The organism is Streptomyces sp. LBL, assembly GCF_029893585.1.
Taxonomy (GTDB): Bacteria; Actinomycetota; Actinomycetes; order Streptomycetales; family Streptomycetaceae; genus Streptomyces.
Genome location: NZ_JARXYX010000003.1, coordinates 18,605 through 40,273 on the forward strand (window position 1 = coordinate 18,605; position 21,669 = coordinate 40,273).

At 71.2% G+C, this 21,669-nt stretch carries 9 protein-coding genes and 1 pseudogene; 2 read left to right on the top strand and 8 right to left on the bottom strand.

Features of this window, described 5'->3' with window-relative positions:
* Window positions 1-7 precede the first annotated feature (7 nt).
* Window positions 8-199: pseudogene (locus tag M2271_RS04225) on the top strand (MbtH family protein); the annotation flags it as partial.
* A gap of 92 nt (window positions 200-291) precedes the next feature.
* Here the strand turns inward: M2271_RS04225 and M2271_RS04230 are convergent.
* The 6 genes from M2271_RS04230 to M2271_RS04255 form a co-directional block, all read right to left on the bottom strand.
* On the bottom strand, window positions 292-435 hold the full coding sequence (locus M2271_RS04230; protein ID WP_280885724.1) for a hypothetical protein: 144 nt from the start codon (window positions 433-435) through the stop codon (window positions 292-294).
* A gap of 68 nt (window positions 436-503) precedes the next feature.
* The gene (locus M2271_RS04235; RefSeq protein WP_280885726.1) at window positions 504-659 is read right to left on the bottom strand and encodes a hypothetical protein; all 156 of its coding nucleotides are present in this window, start codon (window positions 657-659) and stop codon (window positions 504-506) included.
* The gene (locus M2271_RS04240; RefSeq protein WP_280885727.1) at window positions 656-1,474 is read right to left on the bottom strand and encodes an alpha/beta hydrolase family protein; all 819 of its coding nucleotides are present in this window, start codon (window positions 1,472-1,474) and stop codon (window positions 656-658) included. The genes M2271_RS04235 and M2271_RS04240 overlap by 4 nt, the downstream gene beginning before the upstream one ends.
* 11 nt (window positions 1,475-1,485) lie before the next feature.
* Window positions 1,486-2,277, bottom strand: a complete 792-nt coding sequence (locus M2271_RS04245; RefSeq protein WP_280885728.1) for an alpha/beta hydrolase — start codon at window positions 2,275-2,277, stop codon at window positions 1,486-1,488.
* Between the two features lie 55 nt (window positions 2,278-2,332).
* Entirely contained in the window at window positions 2,333-3,676 is a 1,344-nt protein-coding gene (locus tag M2271_RS04250) for a hypothetical protein (protein ID WP_280885729.1), read from the bottom strand.
* On the bottom strand, window positions 3,673-15,993 hold the full coding sequence (locus tag M2271_RS04255; RefSeq protein ID WP_280885730.1) for a polyketide synthase: 12,321 nt from the start codon (window positions 15,991-15,993) through the stop codon (window positions 3,673-3,675). The genes M2271_RS04250 and M2271_RS04255 overlap by 4 nt, the downstream gene beginning before the upstream one ends.
* Window positions 15,994-16,667: 674 nt before the next feature.
* Here M2271_RS04255 and M2271_RS04260 point away from each other — a divergent pair.
* Window positions 16,668-18,137 carry an MFS transporter gene (locus tag M2271_RS04260; protein WP_280885731.1) on the top strand — a complete coding sequence of 490 codons (1,470 nt, stop codon included), beginning with the start codon at window positions 16,668-16,670 and terminating at the stop codon, window positions 18,135-18,137.
* Between the two features lie 154 nt (window positions 18,138-18,291).
* Here M2271_RS04260 and M2271_RS04265 read toward each other — a convergent pair whose 3' ends face one another.
* Together M2271_RS04265 and xylA are read right to left on the bottom strand one after the other, a co-directional pair.
* Complete coding sequence (locus tag M2271_RS04265) at window positions 18,292-19,482, bottom strand: acetyl-CoA C-acetyltransferase (RefSeq protein WP_280885732.1); 1,191 nt, start codon at window positions 19,480-19,482, stop codon at window positions 18,292-18,294.
* Between the two features lie 981 nt (window positions 19,483-20,463).
* On the bottom strand, window positions 20,464-21,630 hold the full coding sequence (gene xylA / locus M2271_RS04270) for a xylose isomerase (protein WP_280885733.1): 1,167 nt from the start codon (window positions 21,628-21,630) through the stop codon (window positions 20,464-20,466).
* Window positions 21,631-21,669 lie beyond the last annotated feature (39 nt).

Genomic DNA, 21,669 nt, shown 5'->3' on the forward strand with positions numbered 1-21,669 from the left:
CAATGCGATGACCAATCCTTTCGAAGACGAGCGCGGAGGCTTTCTCGTGCTGAAAAACGAGGAAGGCCAGCACTCGTTGTGGCCGGACTTTGCCCAGGTGCCTCAGGGCTGGCGCATTGTGCACCCCTCCGACACGCGTGAGCGATGCGTGGCCTACATCGAAGAGAACTGGATCGACATGCGGCCGGCCACAGTGCTGAGCCTGTCCGGTCGCGACCGGATCTCGGCGCCGGACGATGCGGGCCGTGAGTCGCTTCAGCGTCTCGGAAACTCTGTGTGTGCCTGAGGGTTTCAGGCTTTTCGGGCGGCGCGTCTCCGTGTGCTGTCACGGTGGAGTCCGAACCTCGCGGTGAGGTGGTGGACTTCGGTGACGTGCACGTGGAACTCCTGGGCGAGGGCACGCGCGCCCTGGCCGGTGCCGGAGTCGAGGTGCACCGGCCGAAGGAACTGGCCCGCAGGCCGCCCGCCCTCGCAGTGGGGACGGGCTGCGCCTTCGGTCAGGTTCAGCCGAGCACCGCCGGCCCGAGCAGCATGCCGAACGCGATCTCGCCGACGACGCCGGGCTGCCCGATCCGGCGGGCGAGCCGGCGTCCCAGGAATCCGACGACCAGGAAGGGGCCGAGTGCGGCGGTCGCTTCCGCGCCCAGGGGGAACGTCACCGGCCCGACCCTCCACCGCCCGCCGACCCGCCCGCCGTGCTGTCCGCTGTCAGGAAGCCGACGGCACGGCGGACCATGGCGTCGTCGCGCAGCACCTTGGTGTGGCCCTGGTCCCGCACCCGCATCAGCTCGGCCGTCCCCCAGGCCGCCACCAGCGCCTCACTGTCGGTGATCGGCGACTCCGGGTCGTTCTCGTCGTGAACGACGAGCAACCGACTGGTGAAGTCCCGTGCCACGACAGCCGGTTCGATGGCGGAGAAGGAGATGCCGAGCCATTCCTCCGCACGCGCGCGGACCAGCCCGATGGCCTCCGCCGATACCTGCATCACCTCGCCGGAGCGGCGCCAGAGGCTGGTGTAGTTGCTGCAGGGGTTGACGAACACGGCCCGCTCCAGCGTGACCCCGCGCGACATGGCGTAGGTCGTGGCCGCGGCGCCCAGCGAGTGGGCGACGACGCCGTGGAAGGGGCCGAACCGCTCGTCGGCCGCCTCGACCGCCTTGGCGAAGTGGATGACGGAGGACTCCTCTCCCTCCGACTCGCCGTGGCCGGGAAGATCCACGACGACCACCGCGCAGCCCGCCCGGGCGAGCGCGTCCGCCAGGACGGTCAGGTGCCCGGCGTTGCCGGCCCAGCCGTGGACCAGCAGGATCCGCCGCTCGCCCTCGCCCCAGAGGTAGTGGACCACCTTGCCGCCGTCGACGACCTCGACCTCCTTGGCAGCCTGCTCCAGGATCGGCCGGGTCGCGTTCGGAGGCTGCGTCCGCATCGGTGTGAAGGCCAGCCGACGCAGCGTTTCCGTGGTGTCGGTGTCCAATTGATCGCCCCTTACGTTGTTTCTTCCACGCTCCGCAGGTGCGCGGAGATGATTTTCCGGACCTCGGGTGATTCCACGATGTCGAAGTGGCCGGCTCCCTCGACGAGTTCCACGGTGGAGTTCCGCCAGCTCGCGTGCAGTTCCCCGGCGTGCGCCGGCGGCACGTAGTCGTCGGCCGTGCCGTGGATGACCAGCCCGGGCACGTCGATCGCCCGGGCTGCCTCCAGCGCCGAGTACTCGTCCCACACCGTCCCGCCGAACCTTCTCTCGATCTCCCCGACCAGCCCCCGAACCCGGTCGCCGTCGAGGTCGTTCATCTCGGCGAACCTCTCGACCAGGAACATCTTGGAAGGCGGGGAGGAGATCGAGACCACGGTCCGGGCGGCCACCCCGGCGTGCCACGCGGTGAGGGCCCACAGGCCGCCCATGGAGTGGCAGACCACCGCGTGGAGTCCGGTGAGCTTGTCGTACAGGGCGCGCAACAGGGCGCGTATCTCGGTGGGATCGCCCGTGGTGCCCAGTGCCTCCCCGTGCGGCGGCACGTCGAACAGCACCACCCGGTAGCCCTGCGCGAGGAGCTCTTCGGCGATGGCCACCATGCTGCCCAGATTGGTGTTCAGGCCGTGGACGAGGAGGACGGTCGGGCCGCTGCCGCTCTGGAAGTACTTGTAGAAGCGGCCGTTCACCTTGACGGTGTGCGAACGGCACCGATTGAGGAACGCCCTCGCGAACGGATCGTGCGGCAGCCTCACGACCGTGTAGAAGCGCTCCACGAGGTCGTCCACGGATTCGGTTCGGCTCACAGCGCATTCCTCGATCGGTGTCGGTGGCTCACTTCGACCCTGTCCTCCCCGGACCTCAGTCGCCGGGCTGCTCGCTCAGCGCCGCGAGGCACTGCCTGGCTCGCTCCGGCAGGACGTACTCCCCCTCTTTCGCGATGCGGTCGTACAGGGCCTCGACCCGCTCGTAGTGGTCGTCGAGGTTCTGGTCCAGCAGGTGGTACTCGGACTTGTTGTAGATGCCGAACTGGAGGTCGGTCATCAGGCCGAACGGATCGATGTCCGCAGCGCGCCGGGCCCCGCCGAACACCAGGCGCAGGAACTCGTCGACGCTCTCGTAGCCGAGCGTGGCGAGGAGGAACTCGATCGACGCCCACTTGCGCCTGACCTGGTAGGCGCGCTCGTCCGGATCGACGATGAAGTCCAGGCCGCTGGTCATGCCCTTCGGGTAGTGCACCTTGTTGAAACAGCGCAGGTCGATGGTGAGACGGTCCTTCGTGGTCCGGGGCAGGGTGCTGTCGGCGTGTGCCCGGTAGTTGTCGAAGACCAGCGCGTCGCCCACCCGGCTGTCGCAGTAGTAGCCGGGAGACGGCTTGTCGGCGTACGTCTTCGCCCAGTACATCGCCATGAGGAAGTCCCGCACCGAGGGCAGGTCGATCTCGGACAGCTTCCCTTCCAGGAAGAGGTACAGCGCCTTGTCGACGGCGGCCTTCTCCTCACCCTCCAGGCCGCACTCCAGCATCTTCTCGTAGACGAACGGGAGGTTCGGTGCCTCCAGCTCGGCCTCCTCGAAGATCACGAAGGGCTGCCGGCTCAGCGGCGTCGGGGTCAGCGCGGTGTGGAAGCTGCGGTACTCGGTGGGGAAACCGAGCTGCTTCTTCACCAGCGACGGGATCTGAAGGGCGATCGAGCTGGCCGCGTGGGTGCCGTACGGCCGCTTCTCGGCCGGCACGATGAAGGCGTTCACCACCGCGGTCTCGACCTCGGGGAAGTGCTCCTGGACGATGTCCTGGTTCAGGTCGTAGAAGCGCTTCGCCGAGGGCACGAAGAGCACGCAGTTCTCGAACATGGTGGAGACCGGGAAGTAGCTGCCGATCGAGGCGGCGGCGAAGCTCTCCTGGATCACCGCCTGGCAGCGCAGCTGGCGTGCCAGGTTGTCCGCCAGGTCGTCGTCCAGGTTCATCCGGGCGACCTGGGTGGGGTGCGACTCGGGGTGGAAGCAGCTCGGGTTCAGCGCCCGGTGCGGAGGCAGCCGTAACTCCATCTCCCCCTTGTCCACCTGGTACTTGTCCAGCACCGGGGACAGCTGCTCGGCGTGCACCGCCGCCGAGGAGTGCAGGAAGGTGCCGGTCTTCTGGTAGGTGCCGGTGACCGTGGCGTCGTCGTCCACCGTCGCGTCCGCCGTCTGGGTCGCGTCACTCATGAGGTCGTGTTCTCCGCTCGGTCCGAGGTGTTGATGCGGTCCACATAGGTGCGGACGAAGTCCTCGTCGATGGGCGGGGACGGGTAGTCCTCCGCGCCGAAGACGGCGCCTCCCACGGGGAGCGCGGCGAACATGTCCGCCAGGCCCTGTGCCGTCAGGCCGTCCACCAGGGCGGCGATCCGGGCCAGGGGGCTCGCCGGATGCCCGGCGGCGAACGCCAGCGCCCGCTGCCGCCATTCGTCGAAGGGCACGATCTCCGCCCCGCCGCCGGCGGCACCGACCATCTCGAAGAAGCGGTCGAAGGCCGGGGCCCCGGAGTTGACGAAGTCGTAGTCCCTGCCGATGCGTTCCAGGTCGGTGGTCATCGCCTCGGCGATCGTCCGGCACAGGTAGTCGACCGGCAGCACCGCCGTGAGGTCGGCGGCCAGCGACGGGAAGCTCCCCATCTCGAGACCGCCGGTGATCAGGTTGTGCAGGAAGTCACCGCGGTCGAGCCGGAAGCGCCCGGTGCGGGTCGAGGCGCCCACGAACGGCAGCCGGTACGTCGACGCCTTCGCGCCGCGCCAGCGGGCGGCGGCCACCATCTGCTCCGCCTGCCACTTGGAGGTCAGATAGCCGTACTCCCGGTCGTCCTCGGTGACCTCGTACCCCAGGTACTTGGGCAGCGTGGCGAAGGTGGAGACGAAGTGGAACGCCTTGCCACGACCGCGCGAGGCCAGGCGCAGCGCCTCGTGCGTGCCGACCACGTTGGGGCCGATGTAGTCCTCCAGCGGCCGCATCCAGTCCACGAGGGCGCCGGAGTGGCAGATGGCGTCCACCTGGTCGGCCAGTTCGTCGAAGCCCTCCTCGTCCAGGCCGAACAGCGGTTGGGCGAGGTCGCCCACCACCGGGTTCAGCAGGGGGGCGAACTCCTCCTTCCACAGGCCGTAGCCGTCGAGGGTGTCGACCAGGCGCTCCATGGCCTGGCGGGCGTCGTCCGCCCGCACCAGGCAGTAGGCGACCACCTCGGAGGCGAGCAGCTCGTGCAGCAGGTAGGCGCCGACGAATCCGGTGGCGCCGGTGACGAAGACCGCCTCCGGGCGTACCTGCGCCGCAGTGGCGTTGCCGAAGCGGAGGTCGGGGTGCAGGCAGCCCTTCCGGGCCGTGGACAGATCCGCGCCCGTGGCATCGGCCACCTCGGCCGCCTCGGTGGCCGCCGTGCCGGGGGCGGTCCCGGGCGCCGCGTCCAGCCCCGCCTCCAGCAGCTTCGCCAGCAGGAAGTCGCCCAGCGAGGTGAGGTTGGGGTGATCGAAGGCGATCTTCGCGGGCAGGGCGAGTCCGGTCAGGTCCGCGAGCTGGTTGCGCATCAGCACCGCGGTCAGCGAGTCGATGCCGATGTCCTGGAGCGGCAGGTCGACGTCCACGGCCTCCGGCGAGGCGAAGCCCAGGGTCTTCGCCACCTGCTCGCGGACCACACTCAGCACGACGGCCGGGTACTCCTCCGGCGTGGCCTCGCCCAGCAGCTTGCGCAGGTCCGTTCCGCCGCCGGCCCGGGAGCGTCCGCCGGTGTTGGCGCTGAGCAGCGCGCGGAACAGCGGCGGTATGCCGCCGCGGTTCTCGTAGTAGTGCTGCACACGGTTCAGGTCCAGCGCGGCGGCCATGGTCAGCGAGCGGCCGCTCCTGACCGCGAGCTCGAAGAGCTCCAGGCCCTCGTCCGGTGCCAGCCGGTCCAGGCCGAGCTGGGCGAAGCGGGCCCGGTCGAACTCGCTGAGCCCGGCGGCCATGCCGTCGCCCTCCCAGGGGCCGAAGGCCACCGAGGTGGCCGGCAGGCCCTTGGCTCGGCGCAGGTGGGCGAGCGCGTCCAGGAAGGCGTTGGCGGCGGCGTAGTTGCCCTGGCCGGGTGCTCCCATGACGCTCGCGATGGAGGAGAACATCATGAAGAGGTCCAGCTCCATGTCCTGGGTCAGCTCGTGGAGATGCCACAGGCCGTCCACCTTGGGCAGGAAGACCGCGTCGAACCGCTCCGGCGTCAGCGCCGTCAGGGCGCCGTCGTCGAGCACGCCTGCCGCGTGGACCACGCCGCGCAGCGGGCGCTTCTCACCGAACAGGGCCATCACCGCGGCGACGTCGTCGCGATCGGCCGCGTCGCAGGCCACCACGGTGGCCGTGGCGCCCAGCTCGGACAGCTCGTCCACCAGGGACTGCGCGCCGGGGGTTTCCATCCCACGGCGGGAGGTCAGCACCAGGTCGCGTACGCCGTGGGTGCCGGCCAGCCACCTGGCCACGCGCCGCCCGAGGTCGCCGACGCCACCCGAGACGAGCACCGCGCCGTCCGGACGGACGAACTGCCGCGGCTGGGCCGGGACCAGCACCACCTTGCCCACGTGCCGCGCCTGGGCGATGAAACGCAGGCCGTCGGAGGTGTGGGTCATGGGGAAGGCCCGCAGCGGCAGCGGCGCCAGCTTGCCCTGCGTGAACAGCTCGGCGATGGAGACCAGCATCCGCTGGATGAGGTCCGGGCCCGCCTCGGGCAGGTTGTAGACGGTGTAGGTCACGCCCGGATGGCTCTGGTCGATGGCGGCTTGCTCGCGCACATCGATCTTGCCCATCTCCAGGAACCGTCCGCCGCTGCCCAGCATGCCCAGGCCGGCGTCGATGAACTCGGTGGCCAGGGAGTTCAGCACCACGTCGAAGCTTCCGCCGGACTCGCCACCGGGAGCGCCCTTGCCGAAGTGCTCGACGAAGCCCAGGTCGCGTGAGGACGCGAGGTGGGTGTCGTCCAGGCCGAGCTCCCGCAGTGCGGGCCACTTGGGCTCGCTGGCGGTGCCATAAACCTCGGCGCCGTGGAGCCTCGCCAGCTGCACGGCCGCCATGCCCACGCCACCGGCCGCGGCGTGGATCAGGACCCGCTCGCCCGGTTGCAGGGCGCCCAGTTCGTGCAGGCCGTACCAGGCGGTGAGGAAGGTCATCGGGATGGTGGCGGCCTCCTCGAAGCTGAGGTGGTCCGGCATGCGCACCACCTGGCGCGCGTCCGTGACGACCTCGGAAGCGAAGGAGCCGCGGGCCAGGCCCAGCACGCCGTCGCCCACCTTCACCTGGTCGACGCTGCCACCGACCTCGGTGACCACACCGGCGAACTCCAGGCCGAACGCGGGGATCTCCACCATGCCCAGGGCGTTGAGCACGTCGAGGAAGTTCACCCCGGCGGCCCTCACCTCGGCGCGGATCTCGCCCGGTGCGAGGGCCCGTTCCGGCAACGGCTTGACCGTCAGCGGCTCGTCCAGGCGGCCCTTTGCGGCGATCTCCAGCTGCCAGCGGCCCTCGGCCGGGAGCTCCAGATCCTGGGCCGAGCCCACCCGCAGCAGTTGCGGCACCAGCACCTCGCCGTGGCGCAGGGCGCACTCCGGTTCGGCCTCCAGCATCAACGCGGCGGGGAGGGCCTTGCGGTCCGCCTCCCCCTCGCCGAGGTCGATCAGGCGCAGGCTCAGTTCGGGGTGCTCGTTGCGGGCGGTCCGCATCAGGCCCCACAGCGGGCCGGCGCCCAGCCCGGAGACCATGTCGTCGGCGCCGGTGCCCACCGCGTGGCGGGTGACCCAGACCAGCGGGGTGCGGAACTCCGTGCCGACCGCTTCCTGGAGCTGCTCCAGTGCCCTGGCGGCGAACGCGTGGGCCTGGGCCGGCACCTCCGCGTCGGAGTCCCACAGGCAGACCAGGCCGTCCAGGTCCTCCGCGTCCTCCAGCTCCCGGACCTTGATCATCTGGATACCGGCCCGAGCCAGGAGGGTCTTGACCTCCGCCGCCCACGCCACGTCCCCGGCCGGGGTCATCAGGCCCCAGGAGCCGCCCAGTTCGACGTTCTCGGTGTCGACGTGGCGCCAGTTGACGTCGAACTGGAAGCGGTCCACCCCGGCCGCGGCCAGGCGGCGAAGCACCGCCCGGTCCACCCGCCGTGCGTGGAGGCGGTGCAGCCGGCCGACAGGGGCGCCGTCGCTGTCGTGGATGTCGAGTGAGGCCCAGAACTCGCCGTCACCCAGCTCGAAGTCGGCGACCCGGACCCAGATCTCCGCCAGGCCCTTCACCCGTAGCGACAGACGCTCGGCCTCGAACGGCACGAAGAGGTCGTCGCCGGTCCGGTTCTGCAGCCGCTGGGTCAGCAGCAGCGAGTGCATGGCCGAGTCCAGCAGGGCCGGGTGCAGGAGGTAGCCGGCGGCGGACTGCTCCGCGTTCTCCGGCAGCGCGGCCCTGGCCCACACCTCCCCGCCCACGTGCCAAGCCTCCTTGATGCCCTGGAAGGTCGGCCCATAGCCGTAGCCGAGGGCGTCCAGGTCGCGGTAGAGGGCGGACGCGTCGAGGGGCTCGGCGCCCCGGGGCGGCACCGTCACCGCGGTGCCGGTACCGGCTGCCTCCGCGGGCGTGATCCGGCCCTCGGCGTGCAACTGCCAGGCGCCGTCCTCACCCTCGGGCGCGCTGTAGACGTGGACGGGACGGGTCTCGCCGATCGCCGGGCCCACGGTGACCTGCATCCGCACCGGCACCCCGGAGGCGAGCACCAGCGGCGAGGCGATGACCACGTCCGACAGGTCCCACTCGCCCTCGTGGGCCGCGTCGCCCGCCGCCCGCATGGCCTCGAAGAACGCCGTGCCCGGCATCAGGACGGCGTCCATCACCCGGTGCTCCTGCACCCACGCCGGCTGGTCCGCCGCCACCACGTTGGTGAACAGCGACAGCTCGGTGCCGGCGATCTCCACGCCGCCGCCGAGGAGCGCGTGGCCGGTGGGGTTCAGACCGGCGCCGATCTCACGGGAGAGCGGCGGCTCGAACCAGAACCGCTCCCGCTGGAAGGCGTACGTCGGCAGGGCCACCCGGCCGCCGCCGAAGGGCGCGAAGTAGCCGTCCCAGTCGACCGGGACGCCCCGCACATGCAGCTCGGCCAGGCTCCGCTGGATGACCGAGGCGCCGTTCTTGCCCGGGGTGCAGGACGGCGTCCAGGACAGCGGTCCCTCGTCGGCGAGGCAGGACGCCCCCAGGCCGGACAGCACGGGCTGCGGGCCGAGCTCCAGGAAGGTGTTCGCGCCCTCTCGGCGCAGGCTGCCCATGCCGTCGCTGAAGCGGACCGCGTGGCGCACCTGGCGGACCCAGTAGCCGGGCTGCTCCAGTTCACCCGGCGCGGCGAGCTCGCCGGTGAGGCTGCTGACGAGGGGGATCACCGGCGGGCGGAAGCGGACGGTCTCCGCCACGGTCCGGAACTCAGGGAGCATGCCGTCCAGGTGGTGCGAGTGGAAGGCGTGGGACACCGTCAACCGCTTGGCCTTGCGGCCCTGCTCCGTGAAGTGGGCGGCGATGGCCTCGACGGCCTCGGTGTCACCGGACAACACGGTCTGCGTGGGTGTGTTGAGGCCGGCGACGTCCAGCTTGCCGCGCAGTCCGAGGGCGTCGATGGCGGCTTCCGCCTCCTCGCCGCCGGCTTCCAGCGACACCATGGCGCCGCGGGCGGGCAGGGCCTGCATCAGCCGGCCGCGGGCCGCGACCAGCCGGCAGGCGTCGTCCAGGTCGAACATCCCCGCCACATGGGCGGCGGCGAGTTCGCCGATGCTGTGGCCGAGCAGCAGCTCCGGCCGCACACCCCAGCTCTCCCACAGCCGCCACAGCGCCACTTCCAGGGCGAACAGGGCGGGCTGGGTGAAGTCGGTGCGGTGCAGCAGGGCCGCGTCCTCGCTGTCCGGATCGGCCCACATCACCTCCAGGAGAGGCCTTTCCAGCTCGGTGAAGCGGGCGGCGACCTCGTCCAGCGCCTCGCGGAAGACGGGGTGGACGTCGTAGACGTCCTTGCCCATGCCCGGAAGCTGGCTGCCCTGGCCGGTGAAGAGCAGGGCCAGCCGGGGTTCCTCGGTGTGGTTCCCGGTGCGCACCGACTCTGCGGGCAGTTCCCCGGTGCGGGCGAAGGAGGCCAGCTTGTCGAGGAGTTCGGCCTTGTCCTTGACGGAGAGCACCAGCCGGCGGCGGAAGTGGCTGCGGGTGGTCGCCAGGGAGCGGGCCACGTCACTCAGGCGGTCCTGGATGTTCATGCCCATGTGCAGATGCAGGTTCTCCACCTGCGCGCGCAGGGCGGCGTCGGTGTAGCCGGACACCACGAACGGCACCGTGGGCGGCACGGTGAGCGGCAGCGGCGCGGGCGTGTCCTCCTCGGCGGGCCGCGGCGGCTCCTCGACGATCACGTGTGCGTTGGTGCCGCCGATGCCAAACGAGCTGACACCCGCGCGGCGCGGCACGTCCTTCGTCGGCCACGGGCGCTGCTCCTGGACCAGCGCCATGCCGGCGCCCTTCCAGTCCACGGCGGGGGTGGGCTCGGCGACGTGCAGGGTCCGGGGAAGCGCGTCGTGGCGCATGGCCAGCACGACCTTCATCACGCCGGCCAGGCCGGCGGCGGCCTGGGTGTGGCCGAGGTTGGACTTGGACGAACCGACCCACAGCGGTACCTCGTCCGAGTGGCTGCCGCCGAAGACCTCCGAGAGCGCGGTGCCCTCGATGGGGTCGCCCAGCTTGGTGCCGGTGCCGTGCGCCTCCAGGTAGTCGATGTCGTCCGGCTGGAGTCCGGACGCGGCCAGGGCGGCGCGGATGACCCGCTGCTGGGCGGGGCCGCTGGGCGTGGTCAGGCTGGCGGCGTGGCCGTCGTGGTTGACGGCGGTGCCGCGCAGCACGGCCAGGATGGGATCGCCGTCGCGCTGGGCGTCGGACAGCCGCTTGAGGATGACCGCGGCGGAGCCCTCGCTCCAGCCGGTGCCGTCGGTGTCGGAGGAGAACGACCGGCAGCGGCCGTCCCCCGACATACCGCGCAGGCGGCTGAACTCGACGTGCAGTTCGGGGGTGAGCATCAGGCTCACCCCGGCCGACACCGCGAGATCGCATTCGCCGTTGCGTAGCGCGTTGCTGGCCAGGTGGGTGGTGACCAGGGAGGACGAGCACGCCGTGTCCAGGGTGAGGGTCGGGCCCTGAAGACCGAACACGTACGACACCCGCCCGGACATGGTGCCGCCCGCGGAACCCGGGCCCACGTAGCCGTCGAGGTCGGTCAGCCCGCCGGCCATGGTGAGGCCGTACTCGTGGTACGCCGAGCTCTTGCCGACGCCGATGAACGCGCCGGTCTGGCTGCCGCGCAGCCGGTCCATGGTGTAGCCGGCGCGTTCGAACGCCTCCCAGGTGGTCTCCAGCACCATGCGCTGCATGGGTTCGAGCGAGCGGGCCTCGCGCGGCGAGATGCCGAAGAAGGGGGCGTCGAAGAGGTCGATGGGGGTGACGAACCCGCCCCGGCTGCAGTACGAGGTGCCGGGCACCTCCGGGTCGGGGTTGTACAGGGCCTCGGCGTCCCAGCGGTCCTTCGGGACCTCGACGATCCCGTCTCCGCCGCTTTCCAGCAGCTCCCAGTACTGTTCCGGGGTGTTGGCGTCGCCGGGGAGGCGGCAGGCCATGCCGATGATGGCGATGGGCTCGTCGTGGACGGCGCGGCGGCGGTCGGGCACCACCTCCCGGCTGGTCCTGGTGCCGCCGGCCAGGTAGGCGGCCAGGGTTTTGACGGTGAAGTGCTCGAAGAGCTTGGCCCCGAAGACGGGGCGTCCCAGCAGTTCCTCCAGCCGCGTCTGGACCCGCACGACCCGCAGCGAGTTGCCGCCGATCTCGAAGAAGTTCTCGTTGACGCCGATCCGGTCGTGGCCGAGCACGTCCGACCAGATGGCCATGATGTCCCGCTCCAGCTCGGTGGCGGGCTTGGCGGTGGCGTCGACCTCCACCACGGGGTCCGGCAGCGCGTTCTCGTCGATTTTGCCGTTCGGGGTCAGCGGAAGCTCGTCCAGCTCCACGATGAACGCCGGCACCATGTACTCCGGCAGCCGCTCGGCCAGCCAGGGGCGCAGCACGCGGTGCAGCGGGGTCCTGGGCGGTTCGCCGACCGCGGGCGTGTTGGCGTACCCGGTGAGGGCGTCGCGGTCCATCGCTTCGGCGGGGTGCGGGCTCAGGTCGGGGGTCTGACCGGGCCGCCAGAACAGGGCGTCGCACCGCCAGGTGCCGCCGGAGCGGCTGGGCAGCAGAGCCAGTTCCAGGCCCGCCTCATGAGCGAGGCCGGCGAGGTCCGTGGGGTCGATCCAGGACGTGGGCACCACCGAGGTGCTCGCGCCCATGCTCTCCAGGGCTGCGGCGACCCGGCCGCACACTTCGCCCAGCCGGCCGTTGGGGATGCCGTTCAGGCGGAGCGGACGGTCGAGGACGGAACCCAGCTCGGCGCGGAGCGCGGTCAGGCCGAGGCCGCCTGCCTGCCAGTCCTTCTCCGCCGCCGGGGTGGCGGGTTGGGTGCCCTCGCCGATGTGCAGGGTGACGTCGTAGCGGTAACGCGTCATCTCGTTGACGTAGCGGCCGTCGCGCAGGGTGATGTCGACGCGGGTGATCTGCGGGAACAGGTGCGGCAGGTTGGCGAAGTAGTCGCGGCTGAGCACCAGTTCGCGCTCCGCGCGCATCCCGCGCTCGGTGCGGCGGGCCAGTTCCTCGGCGGAGATCCCGCCGGCTTCGCCGTCCGCGCGGAAGTGCGCCACGTCGGCGTGGAAGGCGTCGAGCAGCGACAGGTCGCGTACGTCACCGAGGAACACCTGTCCCCTGGTGACCGCCCTGGTCGCCCACTCCAGCACCGAGGTCAGGTAGTCGACGCTGGGGAAGTACTGGGCCACCGAGTTGATGACAACGGTGTCGAAGGCGCCCTCGGCCACCTCGGGGAGCGCGTGGGCGGCGCGCTGCTCGCAGGTCACGTGCGGCAGGGAGGCCAGGTGCCGCCGGGTCATCTCGACGGCTGCGGCGGAGGCGTCCACGGCGTGGTAGGTGCGGCAGTGCGGTGCCAGGCTGAACAGCATCAGACCGCTGCCGGAGCCGATCTCGAAGACGTTCTCCGGTGCGTGGGAGAGGATGCGCCGGACGGAACTCCGCTGCCAGTCGCGCATCTCCCCGTTGGAGAAGGGCAGGCCGTCGTAGCTGTCGCGCCAGCCTGCCAGGTTGAACGTGGCGTCGGTGGTGACGGGATCGGGGCCGGGGCCGGAGAGAGCGGTGCCCGGGCCGGAGAGAGCAGTGTCGGTGCCGGCTTCGTAGGCGCGGTCCCAGGCGGCGGCCCACTCGGCCAGGGCGGTGCTCTGATCCTCCGGGGCAGGGACCGGATCACCGGCCGGAGCCGCATCGCGGACGCAGTAGGCGACCAGTTGCTCGTCACGGCCGATCACCACGGCGCGGCGGACCGAGTCATGGCGGCTGACGGCCGCCTCGACGTCGGCCAACTCGATGCGGTGGCCGCGCAGTTTGACCTGACGGTCGTTGCGTCCCAGCAGTGTCAGCCTGCCGGGTCCGTCGAAGCGGGCCAGGTCGCCGGTGCGGTAGAGGGTGCCGGGGTGGAAGGGGTTGTCCGCGAAGCGGAGCCCGGTCTGCCCGGGGTCGTTACGGTAGCCGCGGGCCACTCCGGCGCCGCCGACGCACAGTTCTCCGGGGAAGCCGAGCGGTACCGGCGACAGGTTCTCGTCGAGGACGTAGACCTGGGTGCGGTCGATCGGGCTGCCGATGAGGATGCTGTCCTCCTCGGCCCGGGCCGCCACCTCCCAGACCGTGGACCACACGGTGGTCTCGGTGGGGCCGTACATGTTCCACACCGAGACCGGGGATCCGGCGGCGAGCAGCCGGTCCGCCAGGTCGCGGGACAGCGCCTCACCGCCGCAGAGGATCTTCCTCAGGGTGGGGGTGCCCTGCCAGCCTCCGTCCAGCAGCAGCTGCCAGGTGGCCGGGGTGCCCTGCATCATGGTGATCGCATGTCGCTCCATCAGCCCGCTCAGGGCCTTGGCGTCCAAGGTCTCCTGGGCCTGGGCGATGACCGTGGTCGCGCCGCAGAGCAGTGGCAGGAACAGCTCCAGCACGGAGATGTCGAAGGACACGGTGGTGACCGCCAGCAGCCGGTCGGCGGCGGCGCACCCCGGCCGTTCGCACATGGCGGCCAGGAAGTTGCACAGTGCCCCGTGGGTGATCTCGACTCCCTTGGGGCGGCCGGTCGAGCCCGAGGTGTAGATGACGTAGGCCAGGTCACCGGCGCCCGCCTCGACCGCGAGGTCCCCGTCAGCGCTCGACTCGGCACCCAGACGGACGCTCACACAGCGGGTGTCCCAGGCGGCGAGGCCGGCGGGCGCGACGGCGGGGGTGACGATGAGCTTGGGATCGGCGTCGTCGATCATCTGGCGGATGCGTTCCGCCGGGAACCTGGGGTCGACGGGCACATAGGCGGCGCCCGTCTTCATGACCGCGAGCAGGGCCACGACCAGGTCGATCGAGCGGTCCAGGGCCACGCCGACCAGGTCGCCACGGGCCACGCCCCGGTCGGTCAGCGCGTGGGCGAGCCGATTGGCGCGGGCGTTGAGCTCGGCATAGGTCAGGCTGGTGTCCGCGCAGACCAGTGCGGTGTCCTCGGCATGGCCGCGCGCGGCCTGCTCGAAGAGCCGGTGCAGGCCCTGCTCGGGGAGGCCTGCGGTGGCGTCGGCCCTGTCGTCGAACTCCTCGATGAGGACTGCGCGTTCGTCCGCGGTGAGGAGGTCGGCGGCGGCCGGAAGCTGCTCCGCGGCGGTGGGGAGACGGAGGCACCAAGCGGTGAACTGGCCGGCGAGCCGGGCAACGTCCCGGGCCGGCAGGCGGGTGGCGTCGTAGTGGAAGGTGACGAGCGCACCGTCCTCGGCGCCGTCCTGCTGGATGTGGAGTTCCAGTTTCGGACGGTAGCCGTCCTGGCCGCCGGAGCCGGGGTCGGCAGCGTCGCGGGTGCCCCAGGAGATCAGCACGTCCGGTGTCAGTGCGCCACTGTTCCAGCGTTCCCGAAGAGCTTCGTCCCGGCCGACGGCGTCGCGGCGGAGCCATCCCCGCTCCTGGCCGAGGGCGAACTCCCGCCGCACCGCCCGCAGGTTCTCCGAGATCGTCGCGTCGGCGTCGGCACGGCACAGCAGGGGCAGCCAGGCGGCGAACAGGTCCCGGTGCGCGGCGTCGACGCCCTCGCGAGGCGCCGCCATCGCGAGGCGGACCTCCCGCCGGCCGCTCGCCCGGCTCAGGAAGATGCCCAGCGCACCGGCCAGGTAGGCGGCGGCGGTTGCCGACGCTTCCCTGCCGCCGTCGCCGTCGCCGTCGCCGCCGTCGTCCTGGAGCGGGACGTGGCACCGCACGAGGACAGGATCCGCCTGCTGTCCGCTCTCTGCGCTCTCAGCCCCGATCCCCGAGCGGGGCTGCGGGTAGGGAAGGCGGTAGGGGTGGTCGCCGCCCCCGATCAGGCGCTCACGCCACCGGTTGGCGGCCTTGGAGGCCCTCACGCCCGCCTCGGTCAGGCGCGCGCTCGCGTCCTCGCCGGGGACGTCCAGGATCGCGCCGGGCCTGATCCCATGGGCCGCCGCGATGGCACCGGCGGGCCGTTCCTCGCCCTCCAGGGTGCACATCCGGGTCAGGGTGACGCTTCCGGCACCCGTGGCCACCCGCAAGCCCGACGCCTCGTCGCAGGAGAGGACCGTACCGGGCGCGGCGGCGGCACCATCTGCGGCGGCACCGGCGGACGCGGCGGCGGTCTGGGAACGGGCTTCCCGGACGGCGTAGAAATGCCCGTCGAGGTTGACCTTGGGCCACACCAACGGGCTCGCGAACGGGCCGTAGTCGGTGGCCCGGACCATGGCGGTGACGCGCTCGGCCGGAAGGCTCCAGTCGATCAGTCCCTCGGCGGCGAACTGGGTGTGCCGCGAGAAGTAGCGGCGCGTCGCGGAGTCCTGGGGGGTCGCGGTCTCGCGGCCCTCCGCGATCTCGTCGATCAGTCCGGCCAGGCTGGCGACAGCCGCGTCGTCGCACTTCAGGCCCAGCGACAGGGCGGTGTCCTCGGGACCGATCGTCACCGGTACCCGCCCCAGCACCTCACCGCCGTCGACCACTTCGGCCATGCGGTGCCAGGTGATGCCGTACTCCCGCGCCCCGTCCGCGATGGCCCAGGACGGCGTGTGCAGGCCCGAGTACTCGGGGAGCGGGCCGTAGTGGTAGTTGACGGCGGCCCGCGTCGCGCAGCCCAGCAGCGCTTCGGGCACCACCGCGTAGTTGCCGACGCTCAGCAGGAGGTCGCAGGATAATCGCGGTACGAACGCCAGGGCCTCGGCGAGGTCGTGGTGCGGAATGCCCGCCTTGACCGCCCAGGACCGGGCGGTGGCGTCACCGGTCACCACGGCTGCGATCCGGTGCCCTTTCGCTACGAGTACCTCACCGCAGCGAGCGAGTACGCTCCCGCTGCCGATCAGGACGGAACTCAAAGAAGTCATCGCCATGCCTCCCCATGATCACCTGTGGCGCGTCCGGTGAGTGCCGCCCGTCCCGGGGCAGGGGCAACGGAACCCGAGGCAGCCCTGTGAGGGCCTACAGGTGCCGGATCCAAGCGCGCGCAGGGCTGGTCCCCCCGTGCACCGGTGCCGATTCCCCCAGATCGCGCGGCGTCCGCCTCACGAGCAGTCGTGCAAGCGGCTGCGTCGTGAGTCGTCCGCGCTGTCAGGTGAAGTGCAAGTACGCCGAAGTGCTGAACTGCCGAGGTGCGGAAGTGCTGTCGTGCAGACGTGCGGAAGTGCTGTCGTGCAGGAACGCTGACGTGCAGGAACGCTGACGTGCAGGAACGCTGACGTGCAGACGTGCGGAAGTCCGGGCTGTAGATGGGGTGCTGACGTGCGATGGGGCCGTAGCGGCCCCCGCCGGTGCGCCGCTTCTCCCCCGGGCGCCCCGACACATCATTGGCCTGCGGCGAGAGCCACCGCAAGGCATGACGGCAAAGATCTGCGAGCGAATCTCCAGTGATTGTGATCACACGAATTGATCACGCACTTCGACATGCCGTCGACGGGGGACGGGCACACTCGCTTCGGCTACATTGCTACAACCACCCTTCTCATGCACCGAGTTGGACCACTGCCGAGTTCGACGACGCACACGAGCTGAGGGGACCGGGATGCCCGAGGAGTCGGCCGAGCGCACACGCACAACGGAGGAGGTCAATCCGGCCCGGGTCCTGGCGCTGTGCAGCGGCGCCAGCTTCATGGCCTTCCTCGACCTCTCCATCATCAGCATCGCCTTTCCGGATATTCTGGACGACTTCCCGGGCACGTCGCTCAACACCATGACGTGGGTCCTCAGCGGCTACACGATCTTGCTCGCGGCCGTGCTCACGCCCGCCGGAAGGATCGCCGACAGCGTCGGCCGGCGCACCGTCTTCCTCTGGTCCCTGGCCGCCTTCACCGCCGCCTCGCTCGTCTGCGCCGTGGCGCCGTCCATCTGGTGGCTCATCGTGGCGCGGTCCGTCCAGGGCGCGGCTGCCGGTGGCATGATCCCCGCCGCGCTCGGCCTGATCCTCGCCACGACACCGCGGGAGCGCATCGCCAGAGCGGTCGGCACCTGGTCCGCGGTGGCGGGCTTCTCCGCCGTCATCGGACCCGCCGCGGGCGGGCTGCTGCTGCGCGCCTTCGGCTGGCGTTCGGTGTTCTACGTCAACCTGCCGCTGTGCGGCGCGATGCTGGTCGCCGCCGTGGTGATGCTGCCGAGGCAGCGGTTGCGCGGCACCGGGGACCGGTTGCCGGACGCGGTGGGCAGCATCGCGCTCGCCCTGGGCATCGGCGGGGTGGTGAGCGCGCTCACCGAGGGGGACACCTGGGGCTGGGTGGATGTCCGCACCATCGGACTCGGGCTGGCCGGGCTGGCGCTCATCGCCGTGACCGTGCTGCGTTCGCGCACGCACCCGGCGCCGGCCCTGGAGATGACGGTGTGGCGCAGCCCCGTCTTCAGGACCGCCAACCTGGGCCTCGGCATGCTCAACATGACGATGTTCGCGTGGATGCTGGCCGCCCCGCTGTTCGCCGCCGACATCTGGCACTGGTCGGTCCTGAAGACGGCCGGTGCCCTGAGCGTCGGAGCCGTCTCCTCGATGGCCGGCTCACTGGCCGCCGGGCGGCTCACCCGACCGGCGACCCAGGTGAAGGTGACGGTCCTGGGCGCGCTGTCCTTCGCGGGCAGCAACGCCATCTGGGCGTCCGGCCTCTTCGGATCCACGCCCAACTTCCTGGGCGGCTGGCTGCCGGCCGCGATCCTCGGCGGCGGCGGCCTCGGCCTCGCCATCACCTGCCTGTCGTCACTGGCGGCAGGGACGGTGCCCCCGCTCAAGTTCGCGGGCGGCCTCGGCATGACCCTGACGGTGCGCCAGGTCGGCGGTACGGTCGGCGTCGCCGGATTCGCCTCGATCATGGCGTCGGGCGCGGCCCCCGGTAGCATCCCGTCCTTCCACCACGTCTATGTCGCCGCGATGGCCGTCAACATTCTGTGCGCGGCCGTGGTGTGCACGATGCTCACCGTGCTGCGACCGAAGCCCGCGCCTGCGGCAGCGGGGGCAGCGCAGACGCCTCATGACCGCGGCACGCCCCCACAATGACCCCCGGCTCCAGGGGGAACCCGGCCCGCGGGTTGCGGGTCACGGGTCACGGGTCACGGGTCACGGATGGTCCCCCGGGCGCGGCCACCATGTGCCGCACCCTGGGGACCGTGTCGCTCCTCCGGCTCCCCGGCCGCGCTGCTCCGACCGGCCGTCAGGCGGAGGGTACGCGGATCAGCAGGGCGTCGCCCTGCCCGCCGCCGCCGCACAGTGCCGCCGCGCCGAGACCGCCGCCACGGCGACGCAGCTCATAGGCCAGGTGGACGATGAGCCGGGCGCCGGAGGCGCCGATGGGGTGGCCGAGCGCGATGGCTCCGCCGTCGACGTTCACGATGTCCGGGCTGACGCCCAACTGCTCGGTGGAGACGATACCGACGGCGGAGAACGCCTCGTTGATCTCCACCAGGTCCAGGTCGGACGGCTCCAGCTTGGCCTTGGCCAGCGCCGCCCTGATCGCGTTCGACGGCTGCTCGTGCAGGCTTCCGTCCGGCCCGGCCACCACGCCGTGGGCGCCGATCTCGGCGATCCAGGGCAGGCCCAGCTCCTCGGCCTTGGCCTTGCTCGCCACCACCACGGCCGCGGCACCGTCGGAGATCTGCGACGCCGTCCCCGCCGTGATGGTGCCGTCGGCGCTGTACACGGGACGCAGCTTCGCGAGGACCTCCGCCGTGGTGTCGGGACGCACGCCCTCGTCGGTGTCGCACACCACCGGGTCGCCCTTACGCTGCGGGACCGTCACCGGCGCCATCTCCTCGGCGAACCGCCCGGCGGCCGCCGCGGCGGCGGCCCGCTGGTGCGAGGCCGCGGCGAAGGCGTCCTGCTTCTCCCGGGTCAGCCCGGCGTAGCGGCTGTTGTACTTCTCGGTCGAGACGCCCATACCCAGCTGGTCGAAGGGGCAGAACAAGCCGTCGTGGACCATGTGGTCGATCAGCGGTACGTCACCGGACTTGAAGCCCGCACGCGACTTGGGGAGCAGGTGCGGTGCCTGCGTCATGGACTCCTGACCGCCCGCCACGACCAGATCGAACTCTCCGGCCCTGATCAGCTGGTCGGCCAGCGCGATCGCGTCGATCCCGGAGAGGCACACCTTGTTGACCGTCAGCGCCGGGACGCTCATCGGGATACCGGCGGCCACCGCGGCCTGGCGGGCCGGGATCTGTCCGGCGCCCGCGGTGAGCACCTGCCCCATGATCGTGTACTCCACTTGCTCGGGCGCCACCCCCGCCCTCTCCAGGGCCGCCTTGATCGCGATGCCTCCGAGCTGGGCTCCGGAGAAGTCCTTCAGAGCCCCGAGGAGGCGGCCGGAGGGGGTACGGGCCCCAGCCAGGATGACGGATCCGGACACGACGTCCTCCGTGGGTAGTAGAAGTTGCGGTCCACAACACGGCTACGTTACCCACGAGTTGGGGTAAGGAAATGCGGCCTTCGGCGGTGTGAGCGACGGCACAGCCGATCGTAGGCATCCCGGCACCGCACCGGCGGGAACGGCACGCCGCCCGACTACGGCGGTGGCTCCCCGTCCACCCGCTCCCGCCCCCGGCGGCTCCCGAACCCGCCGGCTCCGCCGTTCCACCCCAGCGGCCCCGGAGCAGCAGCAGCCCGAGCGTGCCTCGCCGGGGTACCCCGCGAGAGGGCACGTGCGGCTGCCGCTCGGCATCTGAGATGGGCGGGGCGTGGGCTAGTGCCGCGGCACTGGGGAAGCTCTCCGGCCAGTGACGGGATCAGCGATTCGAGGTCACTCGGAAAGCCGCTCGGAAAGCCGCTCGGCAGCGCGGTCGGGAACCTCGACGGCAGGTCGCTGGGGACCTCGGTCGGCAGGCTGAAGGACGGAGCGGGAGGGCGGCTCGTGCTCGCACTGCGTCCGGGCGCCGGCTTCTCGTCCGGCGAGTCGCCACTCCCCGACTCCATGAGCACCACCGCGGCCACGGCCACGGCCGCCACGATCACGGCCAGCAGGATGTAGAGAGGACTGCGGCGCCTCCTCTGGCCGCCCGGATCACCGGTCGGGCTCAAAGGCTGCGTGGGATACGAACCACCGTACGGTGGCGACCCGTTGTGGCCGTACCCGTACGGCGACGGCCCGGAAGATGGTCCGGAAGGTGGTCCGAAACCGCCGCCCCGCGGCGGGGTGTCATCCGGTGGTCCGGGCGGCTGAGGGGGTACCGGCGGCATGCCCATACCCTCCAGAGTCACCCGGAACCGGTCATGTCGCGACCCCTGCACGGAAGTTGATACGGGCTCATGCCATGGAACGCATGATTCCTGGACATTCCGCGCAGGGCGCTCCGGAAGATCACTCAGGGGGACGAGGCACGCGCGCGTGCGTTCAGCCGCGTGCTCCCAGGAGGTGGTCCATCGCCAGCTGGTCGAGCCGCTCGAAGGCCATCCCGCGCTCGGCGGCCCCGTCGACGTCGAACTCCTCAAAGGCCGTACGGTCCGCGAGCAGTGCCTTGAGGCCGTCGGCGGCGGTGGGCTGCGCCAGTTCGTCCAGACGCGAGGCGCGCAGGGCTTCCTGGACCTCCGGGTCCGCGCGGAAGGTCTCCGCACGGTCCTTGAGGATGAGGTAGTTGCGCATGCAGCCGGCGGCCGATGCCCACACCCCGTCGATGTCCTCGGTGCGCGGCGGCTTGAAGTCGAAGTGGCGCGGGCCCTCGTAACCCGCGGTCTCCAGGAGGTCGACCAGCCAGAAGGCGGCACGCAGGTCACCGGCGCCGAAGCGCAGGTCCTGGTCGTACTTGATGCCCGACTGGCCGTTGAGGTCGATGTGGAAGAGCTTGCCCGACCACAGGGCCTGCGCGACGCCGTGCGGGAAGTTCAGCCCGGCCATCTGCTCGTGGCCGACCTCGGGGTTGACGCCGTAGAGCTCGGGGCGCTCCAGGCGCTCGATGAACGCCAGGGCATGGCCGACGGTGGGCAGCAGGATGTCGCCGCGCGGCTCGTTGGGCTTGGGCTCGATCGCGAAGCGCAGGTCGTAGCCCTGCTCGGTCACGTACTCGCCGAGGAGGTCGAAGGCCTCCTTCATGCGGTCGAGGGCCACGCGGACGTCCTTGGCGCCGCCGGACTCGGCGCCCTCCCGGCCGCCCCAGGCGACGTAGGTCTTGGCACCGAGCTCGGCAGCGAGGTCGATGTTGCGGATCGTCTTGCGCAGGGCGTAGCGACGCACGTCGCGGTCGTTGGCGGTGAACCCGCCGTCCTTGAAGACGGGGTGCGTGAAGAGGTTGGTGGTGGCCATCAGCACCTTCATGCCGGTCGCGTCGAGAGCCTCGCGGAAGCGCTTGATGTGCGCTTCGCGCTCGGTGTCGGAGGATCCGAAGGGGATCAGGTCGTCGTCGTGGAAGGTCACGCCGTGGGCGCCGAGCTCGGCCAGGCGCTGTACCGACTCGACCGGGTCGAGGGCCGGGCGGGTGGCGTCGCCGAACGGGTCCCGTCCCTGCCAGCCGACGGTCCACAAGCCGAAGGTGAACCTGTCCTCGGGGGTGGGCTGGTAGTTCATGCCGCGGCTCCTTGCGTGCTGGATCTATTTCGTCATGGC